The organism is Caballeronia sp. LZ028, from assembly GCF_031451415.1.
In the GTDB taxonomy this organism is placed as follows: domain Bacteria; phylum Pseudomonadota; class Gammaproteobacteria; order Burkholderiales; family Burkholderiaceae; genus Caballeronia; species Caballeronia zhejiangensis.
The window spans coordinates 907500-923857 of sequence record NZ_JARUXN010000004.1 but is presented as its reverse complement, the minus strand read 5'-3'; the positions used below and the strand labels follow the sequence as shown (position 1 = coordinate 923857).

The following is a 16358-nucleotide window of genomic DNA, read 5'->3' as shown; positions in this document are numbered from 1 at the left end:
CATCGCAAGAGCCGACGATCCCATTCAACCGATCCGCCCGGAGCGCCGATGAAATTCAAGCTGGACTGGACCCTCGTTTCCCCGATTCTCGCGCTCGTCGTGCTGGCCGCGGCCGCTTTCATACACAGCGGCGCGCTGATCGTGCTCGCGGCCATCGCGCTGGCGTTCGCCGTGTTCGCGGCGGTGCATCACGCGGAAGTGGTCGCGCATCGCGTCGGCGAGCCGTTCGGCACGCTGGTGCTCGCGGTCGCCGTCACGGTGATCGAAGTCGCGCTGATCGTCTCCGTGATGCTTTCCGGGGGCCCGGAAAAAGCCGGTCTGCCGCGCGACACGGTGTTCGCCGCGATCATGATCTGCAGTTGCGGGATCGTCGGGCTGTGTCTGCTGATCGGCGGCTTGCGGCATCACGTGCAGGATTTTCAGCTGCAAGGCGCGAGCGCCGCGCTCGCGATCCTGTGCGCGCTTTCCGTGCTTACACTGGTCTTGCCGAATTTCACGAGCACGGTCGCCGGTCCCGCGCTTTCGACGTCGCAACTGATCTTCGTCGGCGTGATTTCGCTCGTGCTGTACGTGACGTTCGTGTTCGTGCAGACGATCCGCCATCGCGATTATTTCCTGCCGTTCACGCCGCCGGCCGCCGCGGGCGTGCAGGACGAGGACGAGGCGCCGCACGCGCCGCCGCCGAGCAACCGGGAGGCGTGGGTCGCGCTCATCTTTCTGATGCTTTCGCTGGTTTCGGTGGTCGGGCTGGCGAAGCTGCTGTCGCCGGCGGTGGAAGCGGGCGTCGCGGCGGCGGGCGCGCCCGAGACTGTGGTCGGCGTGGTGATCGCCGCGCTCGTGCTGCTGCCGGAAGGACTCGCCGCCTTGCGCGCGGCGCGCCTGAACCGCCTCCAGACGAGCTTGAATCTCGCGCTCGGTTCGGCGCTCGCGAGCATCGGATTGACCATTCCCACAGTGGCCGTCGTGTCGATCTTCATGGGCCAGCCGATTTCGCTCGGGCTCGCGCCCAAGGAAATCGTCATGCTCGCGCTCACGCTGCTCGTGTCCGTCATTACGCTCGGCACGGGCCGCTCGACCGTGCTCCAAGGCGTCGTGCATCTCGTGATCTTCGCGGCTTTCCTGTTTCTTTCGGTCGTGCCTTGACGCGCGTCGTCCGATCAATCGTGCGATTTTGTTACCATTCACGGTTTTTCGCGCGCGTCCGCGCGCGACGTTTCGCGGTCTCATCGAAAGTCCTGAAGGAAAAGCATGTCATTGAAGAAGTCCGCATCGTTCGCGATGCTTGCAGCACTCGCCGCCGTGTCTTTCTCGGCGCAAGCGAAGGAAATCACGCAAATCCGTTTCGCCGTCGATCCGTCCTATCCGCCGTTCGAATCCAAGCAGGCCGACGGCAAGCTCGCCGGCTTCGATATCGATCTCGGCAATGCGCTCTGCGCGCAGATGAAGGTCAAGTGCGTGTGGGTCGAAAACAATTTCGACGGCATGATTCCCGGCCTCAAGGCCCGCAAATTCGACGCCGTGTTGTCCGACATGGGCATCACCGAAGAGCGCCTGAAGCAGATCGATTTCACCGATCCGCTCTATGACACGCACGCGCAACTCGTCGCGCGCGCCGGCTCGGGCATCCTGCCGACGCCGCAGGCATTGAAGGGCAAGCGCGTCGGCGTCGAGCAAGGCACGGTGCAGGAGCGTTACGCGAAAGTGAAATGGGAGCCGCAAGGCGTGACCGTCGTGGCTTACGGCGATCAGGAACAGGTCGAGGCCGATCTCGTCGCGGGCCGCATCGACGCGATCTTCACCGACGCCGCGCAAGCCGCCATCGGCTTTCTGAAGAAGCCGCAGGGCAAGCCGTTCGCGCTCGTCGGCCCGATCGTCGAGGACAAGGCGATCATCGGTCCGGGCACGGCCATCGGTCTGCGCAAGGGCGACGCCGATCTGAAGAACGGCCTGAACAACGCGTTCGCCGAGATCAAGAAGAACGGCACGTTCAAGCGCATCATGGCGAAGTATTTCGAGACGGATATCTCGATCCGGTAAGCGCCGTCCGCCGCATTCGTTTTCGACCGGAAAGGCATCGTTCGCGATGCCTTTTCTTTTCGCTTTCGACGAGAGATACATCGAAGATGCAGGTTCATCATCATCCGCTCGTCGGCGCGTCGCTCGGCACAGGGCGCGCGATCACGAGCTATCGATTCGGTCCGCAAGACGGCGATGCGGCGCCGAAGGTCTATATCCAGGCTTCGCTGCATGCCGACGAATTGCCGGGCATGGTCGTCGCGTGGTATCTGAAGCGGCGCTTCGCCGAACTGGAAGCAGCGGGGAAGCTGAACGCGCGTGTCGTAGTCGTGCCGGTCGCGAATCCGGCGGGATTGAACCAGCATTGGTTCGGCACGCAAATGGGCCGCTTCGAGATGCGCTCGGGGCAGGACTTCAACCGGCGCTTTCCCGAGTTCGGCGCGGAATTGGCGCTCGAACTCAAGAACCGTCTGACGGGCGACGCGACGCGGAACGCTCGGCTCATCCGCGCGGCGCTGCGCGAGCATCTGGCGGCGCTGGAAGCGGCGACCGAGCTCGAATCGCAACGCATCGAGCTGATGAAACTCGCGTGCGACGCGGATCTCGTCATCGACCTGCATTGCGACTGGGAAGCCGTCGCGCATCTCTATACGACGCCCGGCGCGTGGCCCGCGATCGAACCGCTCGCGCGCTATCTCGGCAGCGAGGCGCAATTGCTTGCGGACGTGTCGGGCGGCGAGCCGTTCGACGAGGCGTGCACGGCGGCGTGGCGCTATCTGCGCGGTGCGCTCGGCGAGCGCTTTCCGATTCCGATGGGCGCGCAATCCGTCACGCTCGAACTGCGCGGCGTGCGGGACGTGTCGCACGAGATGGCGGCGCGCGATGCACAGGCGATCGTCGATTATCTGACGCACATCGGCATGATCGCAGGCGATGCGCCGAAGCCGCCGCCGCTGCGCAATCCCGCGACGCCGCTTGCGGGATGCGAGTACATTCACGCGCCGATGTCGGGCGTGATTCTGCATCGGCGGGAAATCGGCGAGCGGATTCGCGCGGGCGACGTCATCGCCGACGTGCTCGATCCGCTCGACGATCGCCTCGTGCCGCTCGTGGCGCAGACGGAAGGGCTGCTCTACGCGCGGCACTGGACGCGCTTCGCGACGGCGGGAATGCTGGTCGCGCGCATCGCGGGCGCGGACGCGGCGCGGCAGGGCGACCTGCTCGTGCCTTAGCTGCGCCTCGGTTGCGCGGCGGCGGGTACCATAGATTCGGCTGGCCTTACGTCATGGAGAACAAGAAACATGCTCAAGAACATCGATCCGCTGCTCAACGCGGACATCCTGCACGCGCTCTGCGCGATGGGTCACGGCGACGAAGTCGTGATCTGCGACGCCAACTTTCCCGCCGATTCCGTCGCGCGACAGACGGTGCTCGGGCGCGTGCTGCGGCTCGACGGCGTGAGTTCGCCGCGCGCGGTGCGGGCGGTGCTGTCGGTGCTGCCGCTCGATACGTTCGTCGATCATCCTGCTCAGCGCATGGAGGTCGTCGGCGACGCGGCCGCGCTGCCCGCCGTGCAACGCGAAGCGCAGCGTGAAGTCGATGACGCCGAGGGGCGCGCCGGGCCGCTGGCGTCGATCGAGCGTTTTGCCTTCTACGAGCGCGCGAAGAACGCGTATTGCGTGATCGCCACCGGCGAATCTCGGGGTTACGGCTGCTTCATCTTCAAAAAGGGCGTGCAGTTGGCGCCCGACGCGCCGGAGAAAAATTGACCGATCGACCTAGGGAATACCCTGTTGCTTTTTTGAAAACGTGTTGCGGTGCAGCGAGAAAGGCGTATAGTTAGGGTTATTCCCTAGCTACTTACCCTGAGAGACCCGCATGAAAACCACCGCACAACAATCCCTGGTCGTTTCGTTCGGTTCCTGGCTGCGCGCGGCAAAGGCTGCGGTGCGTCGTGAGTGGAACCGTGCGCTGCAACTGCATCTCCAGAACTGCGAGATTCTCGTCGAATCGTATCGCCGCAAGTAAGCCGCGCGCGACAGCATCCCGGTCAAGAGCATCATCCGCAACGCCCCGGAAGTGAAGAGCTTCCGGGGCGTTGTCGTTTTCCCGCTTGACATGCAACCAAATGGTTGCATAATCCGTTCATGGATGACGATTCGGTTTTTCGCGCGCTCGCCGACGCGAGCCGCAGGCAACTGCTCGACCGGCTTCGCGAGGCGAATGGCCAGACGCTCGGCGATTTATGCGACGGCCTCGTCATGACGCGGCAGGCCGTGTCGAAGCATCTCGCGATACTCGAAGACGCGAATCTCGTGTCGACGCAGCGTCATGGCCGCGAGAAGCGTCATTTCCTTAATCCGGTGCCGATCCACGAGATCGCGCAACGCTGGATCAGCAAGTTCGAGCGTCCGCGGCTGGACGCTTTGTCCGACCTGAAACGCTCGCTTGAAGGAGACGATCATGAGTAGCGACACGTTTGTGTATGTGACCTACATCCGCACGACGCCGGGAAAGCTGTGGGAAGCGCTGACGACGCCTGAGTTCGTTCGGCAGTACTGGTTCGGGATGCATCAGGAATCCGACTGGTCAGCAGGCTCCGCGTGGAAGATGCTGTTTTCCGATGGACGCGTCGCGGATGCCGGAGAAGTGCTCGAAGCCGAGCCGGGCAAGCGCCTCGTGCTGAAATGGCGCAACGAATTTCGCGACGATCTGAAGGACGCGGGCTGGTCGCGCTGCACCTACGACATCGAGGCGCTCGGCGATGCGGTCAAGCTCACGGTCACGCACGTCAGCGAGAGCAAACCGTTCATCGAGGCCGTGTCGGGCGGATGGCCGAAGATTCTGTCGAATTTGAAGTCGTTGTTGGAGACGGGTTCCGTCGCGCTCGTCACGAAGTAACACGGCCATGAAAAACGGCGCGCTGTCCTCTCGGGTAGCGCGCCGTTTCGCTTCACGCGATCGAGCCGTCGATCAGATCGCCCAGCCGCCGAGATAGAAAACCGCGAGCACGACCGCGATCGCCACCGTGCCGACATTCAGCTTGCGCCATTCGCCCGCGACGATGCGGCCGATCACGAGCGTGCAAAAGCCGAGCATGATGCCCGTCACGATATTCGCCGACAGCACGATATACACCGCGCAAACGAGGCCCGACATCGTGTCGACCGTGTCCTCGAAATGCAGCTTGCTCACGTTGCCGAGCATCAGCAGGCCGACGTACATCAGCGCAGGCGCCGTCGCGTAGGAAGGCACGAGCGCGGCGAGCGGCGACAGGAACATCACCACCAGGAACAGCACGCCGACGACGCTTGCCGCGAGACCCGTCTTCGCGCCCGCCGCCACGCCCACCGACGATTCGATATACGCCGCAGCCGGCGCGCCGCCGAAGCAGGCGGAGAAGATCGAGCTGAGCGAATCGGCGGTCAGCGCGCGGCCGCCGTTGACGATGCGTCCGTTCTTGTCGATCTGGCCCGCTTGGCCCGCGACCGCGCGGATCGTGCCGGTCGCGTCGAACACGGCGGTCATCACGAGCGCGAGCACGCTCGGCAGTACGGCCATCGAGAGTGCTCCCTTGATGTCCATCGCACCGATCAGCGATGCATGGCCCGGCGCCGACAACGCCGGCAGCGCGAACACGCCATGAAAGCGCACGGACGGATCGAAGATCAGGCCGATCGCCGACAGGCCGATCACCACCAGCAGGATGCCGCCCGGCACGCGCCGGCGCTCCAGACCGAAGATCGCGGCGAGGCCCGCCACCGACATCAGCACGGGAAACGCCGTGATATGCCCGAGCGACACCGGCATGCCGGGCGCGGGATTCTTGATGATGAGCCCGACATCGTTCGATGCGATCAGCAGCAGGAACAAGCCGATGCCGATGCCCGTGCCGTGCGCGACGCCCGTCGGCAGATTGCGCAGGATCCACGAACGCACGCCGGTGACGGAGATCGCGGTGAACACGACGCCCATCAGGAACACGGCGCCGAGCGCGATGTTCGGCGTCAATCCCTTGCCGAGCACGAGACCGAAGGCCGTGAACGCAGTCAGCGAGATTGCGCAGCCGATCGCGATCGGCAGACGCGCCCACACGCCCATCAGCAGCGAGCCGAACGCGGTCGTGAGGCACACCGCGACGAACACCGCGCTCGTGTCGAAGCCGGCCTTGCCGAGCATGCCCGGCACGACGAACACGGAGTAGACCATCGCGAGGAACGTCGTAACGCCCGCGACGATCTCGCGTTTTTCCGTGCTGCCGGTTTTGGAAATGCCGAAATAGCGATCGAGAAATCCGCCGCTGGCGGTCTGAACGCTTTCCTCTCGTTCTGTGGGGGTGATGTCGATGTCGCCAAGCTGCTGGGCGGAGGATTCCAACATGAGCTGCTCCTTTATCAGCACGCTGAAACGGAACGCCGTGCGCCGCGCTTGTCAGCTCGCCGGCACCGCGGGTCCATCGTCAGGGTCGTCTCGTATGTAGTTCTGGATGAATGCCGGGTGACGCGCTCTGATGGCTGCACTCGGTCAGGACAGAGACTAGGGGAACAGAACGCGGGGTCCAATCCCATGAAAAACATGCCGCTCATGCCGAGCGGCTTATATGCCGCGAATCCCGCGCGGGGCGGGGCTCCCGCATGAGCGAAAAAAGGCCGGACTAGGGGAAACGCCTAGTCCGGACCGGGCCGCTATTTTACTCGTTCGACGTTGTAAGGCGCGTTACTGGATGACGCGCGACACGCCGCGTCCGCGCGGATCGGACATCGGTTCGGGCTTGTCGCCGTCGATGCGGATCGCCTGAATGTCGCCATTGAAGTTCTGCATCGTGAACTTGTAGCCCTTGTCTTCGAGCTGCTTGACGACGCTCGCGTCGAGCTGATGGAACGGCTCCTGATAGATCGTGTCCGGCGGCAGCAACTGATGATGGAATCGCGTCGCGCCGACGGCTTCCGCCAGCGGCATGTCGAAGTCGTACACGTTCGTGATGACCTGGAAAATCGACGTGAAAATGCGCGAGCCGCCCGGCGTGCCGATCACCATCGCGACCTTGTCGTCCTTCGTGAGGATGGTCGGCGTCATCGACGAAAGCGGACGCTTTTTCGGCGCGATGGCGTTCGCATCGCTGCCGACGACGCCGAACATGTTCGGCACGCCCGGCTTCGACGCGAAGTCGTCCATTTCGTCGTTGAGCACGACGCCCGTGCCTTCCGCGATCACGCCCGAGCCGAAATAGCCGTTGATCGTGTACGTGTTCGACACCGCGTTGCCCCATTTGTCGACGACCGAAAAGTGCGTCGTTTCCGCCTTCTCGGGCATCGACGTGCCGAGTCCCGGCTGCACGCTCTTCGTGTCCGAAGGTTTGTCGGGATTGACTTCCTGCGCACGCTTCAGGATGTAGTCGTCGTTGGTGAGCTGCGCGGCCGGCACCTTGTAGAAGTCCGGATCGCCGAGATATTGCGCGCGGTCCGCGAACACGCGCTTCTCGATTTCGGCCACGAGATGGATGTACTGCGCGGAATCGAGCGGCACGTCCTGGAACTTGTCCTTGAGGTCGGCCTTCATCTTGAGCAACTGCACGAGGCCGACGCCGCCGGAGCTCGGCGGCGGCGCGGTGATCACGCGATAGCCGTTCCAGCTCGCCGTGATCGGCTGACGCCACACCGCCTTGTAGTCCTTCAGGTCGCGCGTCGTGATGAGGCCGTGGCCTTCCATCGACTTGGCGATCAGCTCGGCGGTTTCGCCTTCGTAGAAGCCTTTCGCGCCTTTATCGGAGATGCGCTGCAAGGTCTTGGCGAGATCCGGCTGCTTGAACACCTGACCGGCCTTCATGCCGCCGAAGTACAGATCGAAGTTGGTCTTGCCGGCGAACTCCTTCGATGCGTTGTCGCGTCGCGAGACGAGCTGATCGTCGACTTCGAAGCCGTCCTGCGCGTACTGGATGGCCGGCGCGAGCACCTGTTTCCACTTCAACTTGCCGAAGCGCTTCTGCGCTTCCCACATGCCCTGGACCGTGCCCGGCACGCCCACCGCGCGATGCCCGATGAGGCTCATGCCCTTGATGACCTCGCCCTTGTCGTCGAGATACATGTTGCGCGTGGCCGAAAGCGGCGCGCGCTCGCGATAGTCGAGGAAGTACGGACGATGATCGACGTAGAGCGTCATGAAGCCACCGCCGCCGATATTGCCCGCTTCCGGATACGTCACGGCGAGCGTGAAGGCGATCGCGACGGCCGCATCGACCGCATTGCCGCCCAGCTTGAAGATTTGTTCCGCGGTGTCGGCGGCGTATTTGTCGGCGACCGCGACAGCCGACGCGGTCAGCACCGCCGCCTGATTGTCGGTGGTTTTTGCGTAAGCCGGCGCCGTCTCGACGAATCCCGCCGTCATGAGCGCCGACGCGACGATGGCGCCGAGTGCGACCGAGCGGATGCGAAGTTCCTTTTTCAAAAGCATCTCCTGCGTTCTCCTTTATTGCATGCGACGAAAGACCAGCGCTTTATATACCACGAGCCGCGCGACGCTCAGGGCATCAACTGGCCGCCGTTCACGTCGATGATCTGGCCCGTCACATAGCGCGACATCGCTTCCGACGCGAGATAGAGGAACGCGCCGCTGCAATCGTCCGGCTCGCCGATGAAGCCCATCGGAATTGCCTTGCGGAAGGATTCGAGTTGTTCCGGCGATGTGAAGCGCTCCTGAAACGGCGTCTGGATCACGCCGGGCGCGACCGCATTCACGCGGATGCGATCCGGCATCAGTTCCTTCGCCATGCCCTTGGTGATGGTGCTGACGAAGCCCTTCGACGCCGCGTAGAGGAGCGCGCCCGGCCCGCCGCCGTTGCGCGCCGCCACCGATGTCACGTTGATGATCGAGCCGCCGCCGCCCGAGCGCAGCGACGGCAGCGCCGCGCGCGTGAACGCGACGACCGAGCGCGCGTTGATGTGCATGATCTCGTCGAAGAGCTCGTCGCTCGCGGACGCGATCGGCTCGCGTTTCACGAGACTGCCCGCGTTATTGATGAGCACGTCGATCTTGCCGAAGGTATCGGCGACTTGCGCGACGGCGGCATCGATGGCTTTTGAATCGCGCACATCCGCGCCGACGGTGATCGCCGTGACGCCGAGCGCGCGCACGTCCTTCGCGACTTCCTCGGCCTTGTCTTTCGAGCTGTTGTAGTGCACCGCGACATTCGCGCCGTATTGCGCGAACGCCCGCGCCGCCGCCGCGCCTATGCCGGTGCTCGCGCCGGTGATGAGAATCGACTTGCCTTTCAGATCGTGCATGTGTGCTCCGTATGGATGAGGGTTTGAAGCGGGCGCAACAGACGAGAGTATGAAACGGAAAACCGATCGGCGGCCGAGTGGCGCGCGGTGCGTCAGTCCTCCGCGAGAGGCGCTTCTTCGGCGGCCTCGAACGAATAGTGCTCGACCACGCGCTTCACCGAACTTCGGAACGATGCGACGAGATCGGAGCGGATGCCGCTGCTCGGATACGACAGCACGTATTCATATTCGATGTCGGTCTCGAACGGCCGCACGACCACGCCGTGCGCGCGCCAGACCTTGGCCGCGAACGGCTCGACGATCGAAATGCCGAGCCCGCCCGCCACCATCGCGTAACGCGTGTGCGCCGTGTCGGTGAAAACGGTGTAACGCGGCCGGTCTTCCGTCGATGAAATCAGCGATTGCTCCGCCTCGTACGGCTGGCGCGCGTTCGGCAGCCAGCCGATGAGCTTTTCGCCGCGCAAGTCGGAAGGGCGCACGATCTTCTTCTTCGCGAGCTTGTGTGTCGTGGGCATCGCGCACGACGCGCGCGCCTTGAGCAGCGTCTCCACCTCGATGCCCGCGACCGCCGGAAACGCCAGGCTCAACGCGACATCGGCCTTGTGGTTCTGCAGGTTCACCAGCACTTCCGGCACTTTCACCGAATCGACCTTGATCGGCACGCCGGGATGACGTTCGGTGAAATCGGCGAGTACGGGCGGCAAAAGCGTGGTCGCGAGCACGGGCATGCATGCGACCGTGAGGCTGTCTGAAGCTTCCTCGCGAATCATTGCGGCGACCTGCTTCAAGCGCTCCAGGCCGAGGAAGTTTTCCTCGACGGACTTGTAGAAGCGCAGGCCGGCGGTCGTCGGATTGAGACGGCCGCCGATGCGCGAGAACAGGCTGAAGCCGAGATCGGCTTCGAGATCGGCGATCAGGCGGCTGATTGCGGGCTGCGTCACATGGAGTTTTTTTGCTGCGCCGACACTGGTGCCGGTCATGATGAGGCTGCGAAATGCCTCGATCTGGCGGAAACGGATCATCTTTCGGACGGCTCTGAAGCGGCGGTTATACGGCGACGCAATCTTATAGGAAACAAACACTTGCTGCCTTAACCCTGTTCAGCTAACCAAAGCCCGAAAGTGCGTTAAACCAACAAATTGAACGACTATTCGAAAAATTTAGTGACTATAAGCACATGTGAGTGGCATCCGTCTTATTGATACGAAATACTCGCCGCCAGCCTGAAGCACGAATGAAAGCGTCTACGTAAGAAATATCCGCCAGACGCGCGGTTTTCAACGAGTTATCGGCATTGGCGCGCCGACAGAAGATAGAAAGCAATACGTTAGATTCTCCGGGCTTGAAGCTGCTTTGTTTATCCCAACGGCGATAAACGATCCGCTACACGAAGGACTGCCAAATTCCGAAAGCCCGGCGAAAGGCAACAATCGATAAACGAGACAGGAAAGAGGATTCCCCATGACGTTTTTTGCCGTTCCCCACGCATCGATCCAACGCACGAAACTCGCCGCCGCCGCGGCGCTGCTCGCGTTCTCCGCGCTGAACGCGTCGGCCGCCATCGTGCCGCCGGGTGTTGCGCTCGCCGCGAAGCAGGAACTCGTGCGCAACAACGGCTCGGAGGTCGAGACGCTCGATCCGGCGCTGGTCGAAACCGTGGTGGCGGCCAACGTCTCGCGCGACCTGTTCGAGAGCCTGACCGCGACGAATTCGGACGGCACGGTCGCGCCCGGTGTCGCGGAAAAATGGGAACAGAAGGACGCGACGACCTGGATTTTCCATCTGCGCAAGAACGCCCGCTGGTCCAATGGCGACGCCGTCACCGCAAACGATTTCGTGTACGGCTGCCAGCGCTTCCTTGACCCGAAAACGGCGTCGTCGTATGCGAGCGTGTACGGCCCGTTCCTGCTGAACGGCGCGGATATCGCCGCGGGCAAGAAGCCGGCGAGCGCGCTCGGGGTGCGCGCCATCGACGCGAGCACCGTCGAAATCAAGACCGCCGGACCCGTGCCGTTCCTGCCGGAACTGATGTCGAATCCGAACCTCGGGCCGGTGCATCGCGCGACGATCGAGAAATTCGGCAAGGAATGGACGAAGCCGGGCAACATCGTCAGCAACGGCGCGTTCCAGTTGAAGGACTGGCAGGTCAACAGCAAGCTCGTGCTGACGAAGAACGCGAACTACTGGGACAAGGCGAACGTTCAACTGACGCAAGTCACGTATCTGCCGGTCGAAGACGAGAACACCGACGTCAAGCTGTTCCAGTCCGGCGAGAACGACATGACGTATCAGCTTCCGACCGGCACCTATGCGAAGTACAGCCAGCAGTTCCCGAAGGACATCCGCAACTCGCTGATTCTCGGCACGCGCTACTACAGCTTCAACAATCGCGATCCGCTGCTGAAGGACGTGCGCGTGCGCAAGGCGCTCTCGATGGTCATCGACCGCGACCTGCTCGCGCAACGCGTGACCGCCGATGGTCAGACGCCGCTTTACGGCCTGCTGCCGAAGGGCGTGAGCGGCGCCGACGTGTCTAATTACGAATGGGCGACGTGGCCGATGGCCAAGCGGGTCGAGGAAGCCAAGAAGCTGCTCGAACAGGCGGGCGTGAAGCCCGGAACGAAGCTGCGATTCGCGATGAACACGAGCGATTACAACAAGAAGATGGCGATCTTCGTCGCATCGGAATGGAAGTCGAAGCTCGGCCTCGCGATGGACATCGAATCGATGGAGTTCAAGGTGCTGTTGAAGAAGCGCCATGAAGGCGACTATCAGATCGCACGCAACGGCTGGGTCGCCGATTACAACGACGCGACGACCTTCCTTACGCTCGTGCAATGCAAGTCGGAGCAGAACGACAATTTCAGCTGCAACCCGAAGGCCGACGCGCTCATCAAGGAAGCCGGCGAAACCACGGATCAAGCCAAGCGCACGCAGTTGCAGACGCAGGCCGCGAAGATCGTAATGGACGACTATCCGATGCTGCCGCTCCTGCAATACGGCCTGCCGCGCCTCGTGAAGAGCTACGTCGGCGGATACTCGCTGAAGAATCCGATGGATCATTACGGCAGCAAGGATCTCTACATCGTCAAGCACTGACGGCAAGGAGCCTTTCATGTGGTCCTATACCTTGCGGCGCGTGTTGCTCACGCTGCCGACGCTGCTGATCGTCGTGACGATCTGCTATCTGCTCCTGCACGCAACGCCGGGCGGTCCGTTCGATGGCGAGCGCAAGATTCCGGCGGAAGTGCTCGCGAATCTGCAGGCGAAGTATCACCTCGACGAGCCGCTGTGGAAGCAGTATGTGTTCTATCTTCGAGACCTTCTGCACGGCGATCTCGGTGCGTCGTTCCGTTATGCCGACTGGAGCGTGAACGATCTCGTGCTTCGTGCGCTGCCGGTGTCGCTGACGATCGGCGGCGTGTCGATGCTGCTTGCCATCGTGATCGGCGTCGCGCTCGGCATCGCCGCGGCACTGCGCCGCAATAGCATCGCGGACTATGTGCTGATGCTCGCCAGCAACGCGGGCAATGCGTTCCCGTCGTTCGTGCTCGGGCCGGTGTTGATCCTCGTCTTCGCGATCCTGCTCAAGTGGCTGCCCGCGGGCGGCTGGAACGACTTCCAGTTGCGCTATATGGCGCTGCCCGTCGCGCTGCTCGTGATGATCAACGTCGCCACGGTCGGCCGCGTGACGCGCGCGAGTCTGATCGAAGTGCTGAACACGAACTACATCCGCACCGCGCGCGCGAAAGGCTTGCCGATGCGCACCATCGTGCTGCGCCATGCGCTGAAGCCGACGCTCATTCCTGTCGTCTCGGTGATCGGCCCGCTCGCGATCTCGTCGATCACGGCGGCGGTCGTCACGGAATCGGTGTTCTCGCTGCCGGGCATCGGCAAGCTGATCGTGAACGGCGCGGCCAATCGCGATTACACGCTCGTGCTCGGACTCGTCGTGCTCGTCACGGTGGTGGCCGTGCTGCTCAACCTGCTGGTCGATCTCGCGTATGCGTGGCTCGATCCGAAGATTCGTTACTGAAAGGGCGCGCGATGAAATCTGCTTCTCTTGCACCGATGCTCGAAAAGGCGGTCGCCGGCCGCAGCCCGTGGCAGGACGCGCGCGCGCGTTTCCTGCGCAACAAGGCGGCGGTCGTGAGTCTCGCGCTGCTCGTGCTGATCACGCTCGCGTGCATCGTCGGACCGTGGTTGTTGCCGAACGAATTCGACTCGACCGACTGGAACGCGACGAGCGTCGCGCCGACGCTCGCCAACTGGCATCTGTTCGGCACCGACGACACTGGCCGCGATCTGCTCGTGCGCTGCCTGATCGGCGGGCGCGTGTCGCTGATGATCGGCGCGCTCGCCACGCTCACGTCGGTGACGCTCGGCATCCTGTGGGGCGCGGTCGCGGGCTTCGTCGGCGGACGCGTCGATAACGCGATGATGCGTATCGTCGACATGATGTACGCGATTCCATATCTGCTCATCGCTATCCTGATGGTGACACTGCTCGGCCGCGAGTTCTATCTCGTCGTCATCACCATCACGATCTTTTCGTGGATGGACATGGCGCGCGTCGTGCGCGGCCAGACGCTGTCGATCCGCTCCAAGGAATATGTCGAAGCGGCGCGCGCGATCGGCGTGCCGACGCGGCGCATCATCGCGCGGCATGTGGTGCCGAATCTGCTCGGCATCGTCGCGATCTATACGACTGTCACCGTGCCTGCCGTCATCCTCACGGAATCCGTGCTGTCGTTCCTCGGCCTCGGCGTGCAGGAACCGATGACGAGCTGGGGCGTGCTGATTCAAGACGGCGTCGGCGTGATGGAGTCGTCGCCGTGGATTCTGCTGTTTCCGGCGGCGCTGCTCTCGATCACGCTTTACTGCATCAACTTTGTCGGCGACGGGCTGCGCGACGCGCTCGATCCGAAGGACAGGTGAGCCATGCCGCTACTCGAAGTCAACGATCTGCAAGTCGAATTCAGGACGCACGACGCCGCCGTGCGCGCCGTCAACGGCGTGAATTTCACGCTGGAAGAGGGCGAGACGCTCGGCATTGTCGGCGAGTCGGGCTCGGGCAAGAGCCAGAGCGTGCTCGCGATGCTCGGCCTGCTCGCATCGAATGGGCGCGCGAGCGGACGCGCGATGTATCGCGGCGAGAATCTCATCGGCATGACGAATCGCGCGATGAACCGCATCCGCGGCAATCGCCTGTCGATGATCTTCCAGGATCCGATGAGCTCGCTCAATCCGTATCTCACGATCGAGCGGCAGATGACCGAAGTGCTCGAACTGCACAAGAACGTCACGCGCCGCGAAGCGAAGAAGCGCGCAATCTCGATGCTCGAAGCCGTGCGCATTCCCGAGGCCGCGCATCGCATCGGGCAGTATCCGCACGAGTTGTCGGGCGGCATGCGTCAGCGGGTGATGATCGCAATGGCGTTGCTGTGCGAGCCCGAAGTGCTGTTCGCCGACGAGCCGACCACCGCGCTCGACGTCACCGTGCAAGCGCAGATTCTGCAATTGTTGCGCAATCTCCAGCATGACTTCGGCACGTCGATCGTATTGATCACGCACGATCTCGGCGTCGTCGCCGGCTTGTGCGAAAAAGTCATGGTGATGTACGGCGGGCGTGTGATGGAACAGTGCGATGCGAACACGTTGTTCGCGCAGCCTTCGCATCCGTACACGGTCGGCCTGTTGCGCGCGTTGCCGCGTCTCGATCACGACGGCGGCGAGCTGACCGGCATCCCCGGCAATCCGCCGAACATGGCCCATCCGCCGGCGGGCTGTCCGTTCCACGAACGATGCGCCGATGCAAGCGATGAATGCGCCGTCGATGCGCCCGCGCTGAAGGCGATCGGACCGGGCTGGCTGCGGGCCTGTCATCGTCCGGTTCATCTGATCAAGAAGGAAGCGAGCCATGTCTGACGCGCCGATTCTCTCCGTGCGCGACATGCGCGTGCATTTTCAGGTGAAGCCGAAGAACCGTCTGCCGTGGGCGGCGCGCCGCACGCTAAAGGCCGTCGACGGCGTGAGCTTCGATCTCGAGGCGGGCGAGACGCTCGGCGTCGTCGGCGAATCGGGTTGCGGCAAGTCCACGTTGTCGCGCGCGATCCTCAATCTCATTCCCGCGACGAGCGGCGACATCGTGTGGATGGGCGCGCGCTTGTCGGGCGCTTCGACGCGTGAATGGCATCGCGTGCGCGGCGACGTGCAGATGATCTTTCAGGACCCGCTCGCATCGCTCGATCCGCGCATGACGATCGGGCAGATCATCGCGGAGCCGCTCGTCGAGCATCGGCCGGGCATGAACACGCGCGAAGTCGAAGAACGCGTGCGCGCGATGATGGCCAAGGTCGGTCTGCGCGAGCAGATGATCAACCGCTATCCGCACGAGTTTTCGGGCGGGCAGTGTCAGCGCATTGGCATTGCGCGGGCGCTGATCGTCGAGCCGAAGCTCGTCATCTGCGATGAACCGGTGTCCGCGCTCGATGTGTCGATTCAGGCGCAGATCGTCAATCTGCTGAAGTCGCTGCAAAAAGAGATGAAGCTCGCGCTCATCTTCATCGCGCACGATCTGGCCGTGGTGCGGCACATCTCCGATCGCGTGATGGTGATGTATCTCGGCCGCGTGATGGAGCTCGCGGAGAAGCACGCGCTCTATGACACGCCGCGTCATCCGTATACGCGGGCGTTGCTGTCGGCGGTACCGGTACCCGATCCGGCCGTCGAGCGCGCAAAGACCGTGCAGATTCTGTCGGGCGACATTCCGAGCCCGATCGATCCGCCTTCGGGCTGCGTGTTTCATACGCGCTGTCCGATGGCCGACGCGCGTTGCGCACGCGAAGTACCGGTGTTGCGCGCGCTTGGTGAGAGTTCGTCGGCCGCCTGTCTGTATGCGTGATGGCCCCGGCGTAAAGGGACACTTTCTCTTTTACTAGCGCGTCCCTGAACGGACCGTTCGTGCCGATCCTTCGCGATCGACGGGCACGGTTCACTTCGTCAGGTAATTCGGAATCCTTTCTAGTTGTTCATTTCATGTTGTTTGCGGGTCGAGTCAGT

At 63.1% G+C, this 16358-nt stretch carries 16 protein-coding genes; 12 read left to right on the top strand and 4 right to left on the bottom strand.

The genetic code is table 11. The features are described from left to right. Positions 1–48: 48 nt before the first annotated feature. The 7 genes from QCE58_RS27025 (at position 49) to QCE58_RS26995 (ending at position 4917) form a co-directional block, all read left to right on the top strand. Positions 49–1143, top strand: coding sequence for a calcium:proton antiporter (locus QCE58_RS27025; protein WP_250440658.1), 1095 nt, complete (start codon positions 49–51; stop codon positions 1141–1143). 105 nt (positions 1144–1248) lie between these two features. After that, complete coding sequence (locus QCE58_RS27020) at positions 1249–2037, top strand: ABC transporter substrate-binding protein (protein ID WP_175979415.1); 789 nt, start codon at positions 1249–1251, stop codon at positions 2035–2037. Positions 2038–2123: 86 nt separating this feature from the next. Beyond that, a complete protein-coding gene (locus tag QCE58_RS27015; protein WP_008353162.1) occupies positions 2124–3248 on the top strand; it encodes a succinylglutamate desuccinylase/aspartoacylase family protein in 1125 nt (374 codons plus the stop codon). 69 nt (positions 3249–3317) lie between these two features. Then, on the top strand, positions 3318–3785 hold the full coding sequence (locus QCE58_RS27010) for an RbsD/FucU family protein (protein ID WP_250521714.1): 468 nt from the start codon (positions 3318–3320) through the stop codon (positions 3783–3785). A 109-nt stretch (positions 3786–3894) separates the two neighbouring features. Next, positions 3895–4044, top strand: a complete 150-nt coding sequence (locus QCE58_RS27005) for a hypothetical protein (RefSeq protein ID WP_157695790.1) — start codon at positions 3895–3897, stop codon at positions 4042–4044. Positions 4045–4163: 119 nt separating this feature from the next. Then, positions 4164–4487, top strand: coding sequence for a helix-turn-helix transcriptional regulator (locus QCE58_RS27000; RefSeq protein ID WP_250440656.1), 324 nt, complete (start codon positions 4164–4166; stop codon positions 4485–4487). Beyond that, positions 4480–4917, top strand: a complete 438-nt coding sequence (locus tag QCE58_RS26995) for an SRPBCC family protein (RefSeq protein WP_008353168.1) — start codon at positions 4480–4482, stop codon at positions 4915–4917. Before QCE58_RS27000 ends, QCE58_RS26995 begins: the two co-directional genes overlap by 8 nt. A gap of 72 nt (positions 4918–4989) precedes the next feature. Here the strand turns inward: QCE58_RS26995 and QCE58_RS26990 are convergent, their stop codons facing one another. The 4 genes from QCE58_RS26990 to QCE58_RS26975 form a co-directional block, all read right to left on the bottom strand. After that, on the bottom strand, positions 4990–6396 hold the full coding sequence (locus QCE58_RS26990) for an NCS2 family permease (RefSeq protein WP_008353171.1): 1407 nt from the start codon (positions 6394–6396) through the stop codon (positions 4990–4992). A 336-nt stretch (positions 6397–6732) separates the two neighbouring features. Further along, a complete protein-coding gene (gene ggt / locus QCE58_RS26985) occupies positions 6733–8400 on the bottom strand; it encodes a gamma-glutamyltransferase (protein ID WP_409014182.1) in 1668 nt (555 codons plus the stop codon). Between the two features lie 134 nt (positions 8401–8534). Then, the gene (locus tag QCE58_RS26980; RefSeq protein ID WP_008353174.1) at positions 8535–9296 is read right to left on the bottom strand and encodes an SDR family NAD(P)-dependent oxidoreductase; all 762 of its coding nucleotides are present in this window, start codon (positions 9294–9296) and stop codon (positions 8535–8537) included. Positions 9297–9388: 92 nt separating this feature from the next. Further along, entirely contained in the window at positions 9389–10318 is a 930-nt protein-coding gene (locus QCE58_RS26975; protein WP_008353175.1) for a LysR substrate-binding domain-containing protein, read from the bottom strand. Between the two features lie 439 nt (positions 10319–10757). Here QCE58_RS26975 and QCE58_RS26970 point away from each other — a divergent pair, with 439 nt between their 5' ends. The 5 genes from QCE58_RS26970 to oppF are packed head-to-tail and all read left to right on the top strand — an operon-like array spanning position 10758 to position 16200. Continuing rightward, positions 10758–12395, top strand: a complete 1638-nt coding sequence (locus QCE58_RS26970) for a peptide ABC transporter substrate-binding protein (RefSeq protein WP_250521712.1) — start codon at positions 10758–10760, stop codon at positions 12393–12395. Between the two features lie 16 nt (positions 12396–12411). Then, complete coding sequence (oppB, locus tag QCE58_RS26965) at positions 12412–13332, top strand: oligopeptide ABC transporter permease OppB (RefSeq protein WP_008353177.1); 921 nt, start codon at positions 12412–12414, stop codon at positions 13330–13332. 11 nt (positions 13333–13343) lie between these two features. Further along, positions 13344–14234, top strand: coding sequence for an ABC transporter permease subunit (locus QCE58_RS26960; protein WP_409014175.1), 891 nt, complete (start codon positions 13344–13346; stop codon positions 14232–14234). 3 nt (positions 14235–14237) lie between these two features. Beyond that, positions 14238–15224 carry an ABC transporter ATP-binding protein gene (locus tag QCE58_RS26955; RefSeq protein WP_175979411.1) on the top strand — a complete coding sequence of 329 codons (987 nt, stop codon included), beginning with the start codon at positions 14238–14240 and terminating at the stop codon, positions 15222–15224. Beyond that, complete coding sequence (oppF, locus tag QCE58_RS26950; protein ID WP_250521711.1) at positions 15217–16200, top strand: murein tripeptide/oligopeptide ABC transporter ATP binding protein OppF; 984 nt, start codon at positions 15217–15219, stop codon at positions 16198–16200. Before QCE58_RS26955 ends, oppF begins: the two co-directional genes overlap by 8 nt. The last annotated feature ends 158 nt before the right edge of the window (positions 16201–16358 follow it).

Bases quoted from the DNA above. Each gene is read 5' to 3' on its own strand.
- QCE58_RS27025 (WP_250440658.1), top strand. From the start codon at position 49: ATGAAATTCAAGCTGGACTGGACCCTCGTTTCCCCGATTCTCGCGCTC.
- QCE58_RS27020 (WP_175979415.1), top strand. From the start codon at position 1,249: ATGTCATTGAAGAAGTCCGCATCGTTCGCGATGCTTGCAGCACTCGCC.
- QCE58_RS27015 (WP_008353162.1), top strand. From the start codon at position 2,124: ATGCAGGTTCATCATCATCCGCTCGTCGGCGCGTCGCTCGGCACAGGG.
- QCE58_RS27010 (WP_250521714.1), top strand. From the start codon at position 3,318: ATGCTCAAGAACATCGATCCGCTGCTCAACGCGGACATCCTGCACGCG.
- QCE58_RS27005 (WP_157695790.1), top strand. From the start codon at position 3,895: ATGAAAACCACCGCACAACAATCCCTGGTCGTTTCGTTCGGTTCCTGG.
- QCE58_RS27000 (WP_250440656.1), top strand. From the start codon at position 4,164: ATGGATGACGATTCGGTTTTTCGCGCGCTCGCCGACGCGAGCCGCAGG.
- QCE58_RS26995 (WP_008353168.1), top strand. From the start codon at position 4,480: ATGAGTAGCGACACGTTTGTGTATGTGACCTACATCCGCACGACGCCG.
- QCE58_RS26990 (WP_008353171.1), bottom strand. From the start codon at position 6,396: ATGTTGGAATCCTCCGCCCAGCAGCTTGGCGACATCGACATCACCCCC.
- ggt (WP_409014182.1), bottom strand. From the start codon at position 8,400: ATGACGGCGGGATTCGTCGAGACGGCGCCGGCTTACGCAAAAACCACC.
- QCE58_RS26980 (WP_008353174.1), bottom strand. From the start codon at position 9,296: ATGCACGATCTGAAAGGCAAGTCGATTCTCATCACCGGCGCGAGCACC.
- QCE58_RS26975 (WP_008353175.1), bottom strand. From the start codon at position 10,318: ATGATCCGTTTCCGCCAGATCGAGGCATTTCGCAGCCTCATCATGACC.
- QCE58_RS26970 (WP_250521712.1), top strand. From the start codon at position 10,758: ATGACGTTTTTTGCCGTTCCCCACGCATCGATCCAACGCACGAAACTC.
- oppB (WP_008353177.1), top strand. From the start codon at position 12,412: ATGTGGTCCTATACCTTGCGGCGCGTGTTGCTCACGCTGCCGACGCTG.
- QCE58_RS26960 (WP_409014175.1), top strand. From the start codon at position 13,344: ATGAAATCTGCTTCTCTTGCACCGATGCTCGAAAAGGCGGTCGCCGGC.
- QCE58_RS26955 (WP_175979411.1), top strand. From the start codon at position 14,238: ATGCCGCTACTCGAAGTCAACGATCTGCAAGTCGAATTCAGGACGCAC.
- oppF (WP_250521711.1), top strand. From the start codon at position 15,217: ATGTCTGACGCGCCGATTCTCTCCGTGCGCGACATGCGCGTGCATTTT.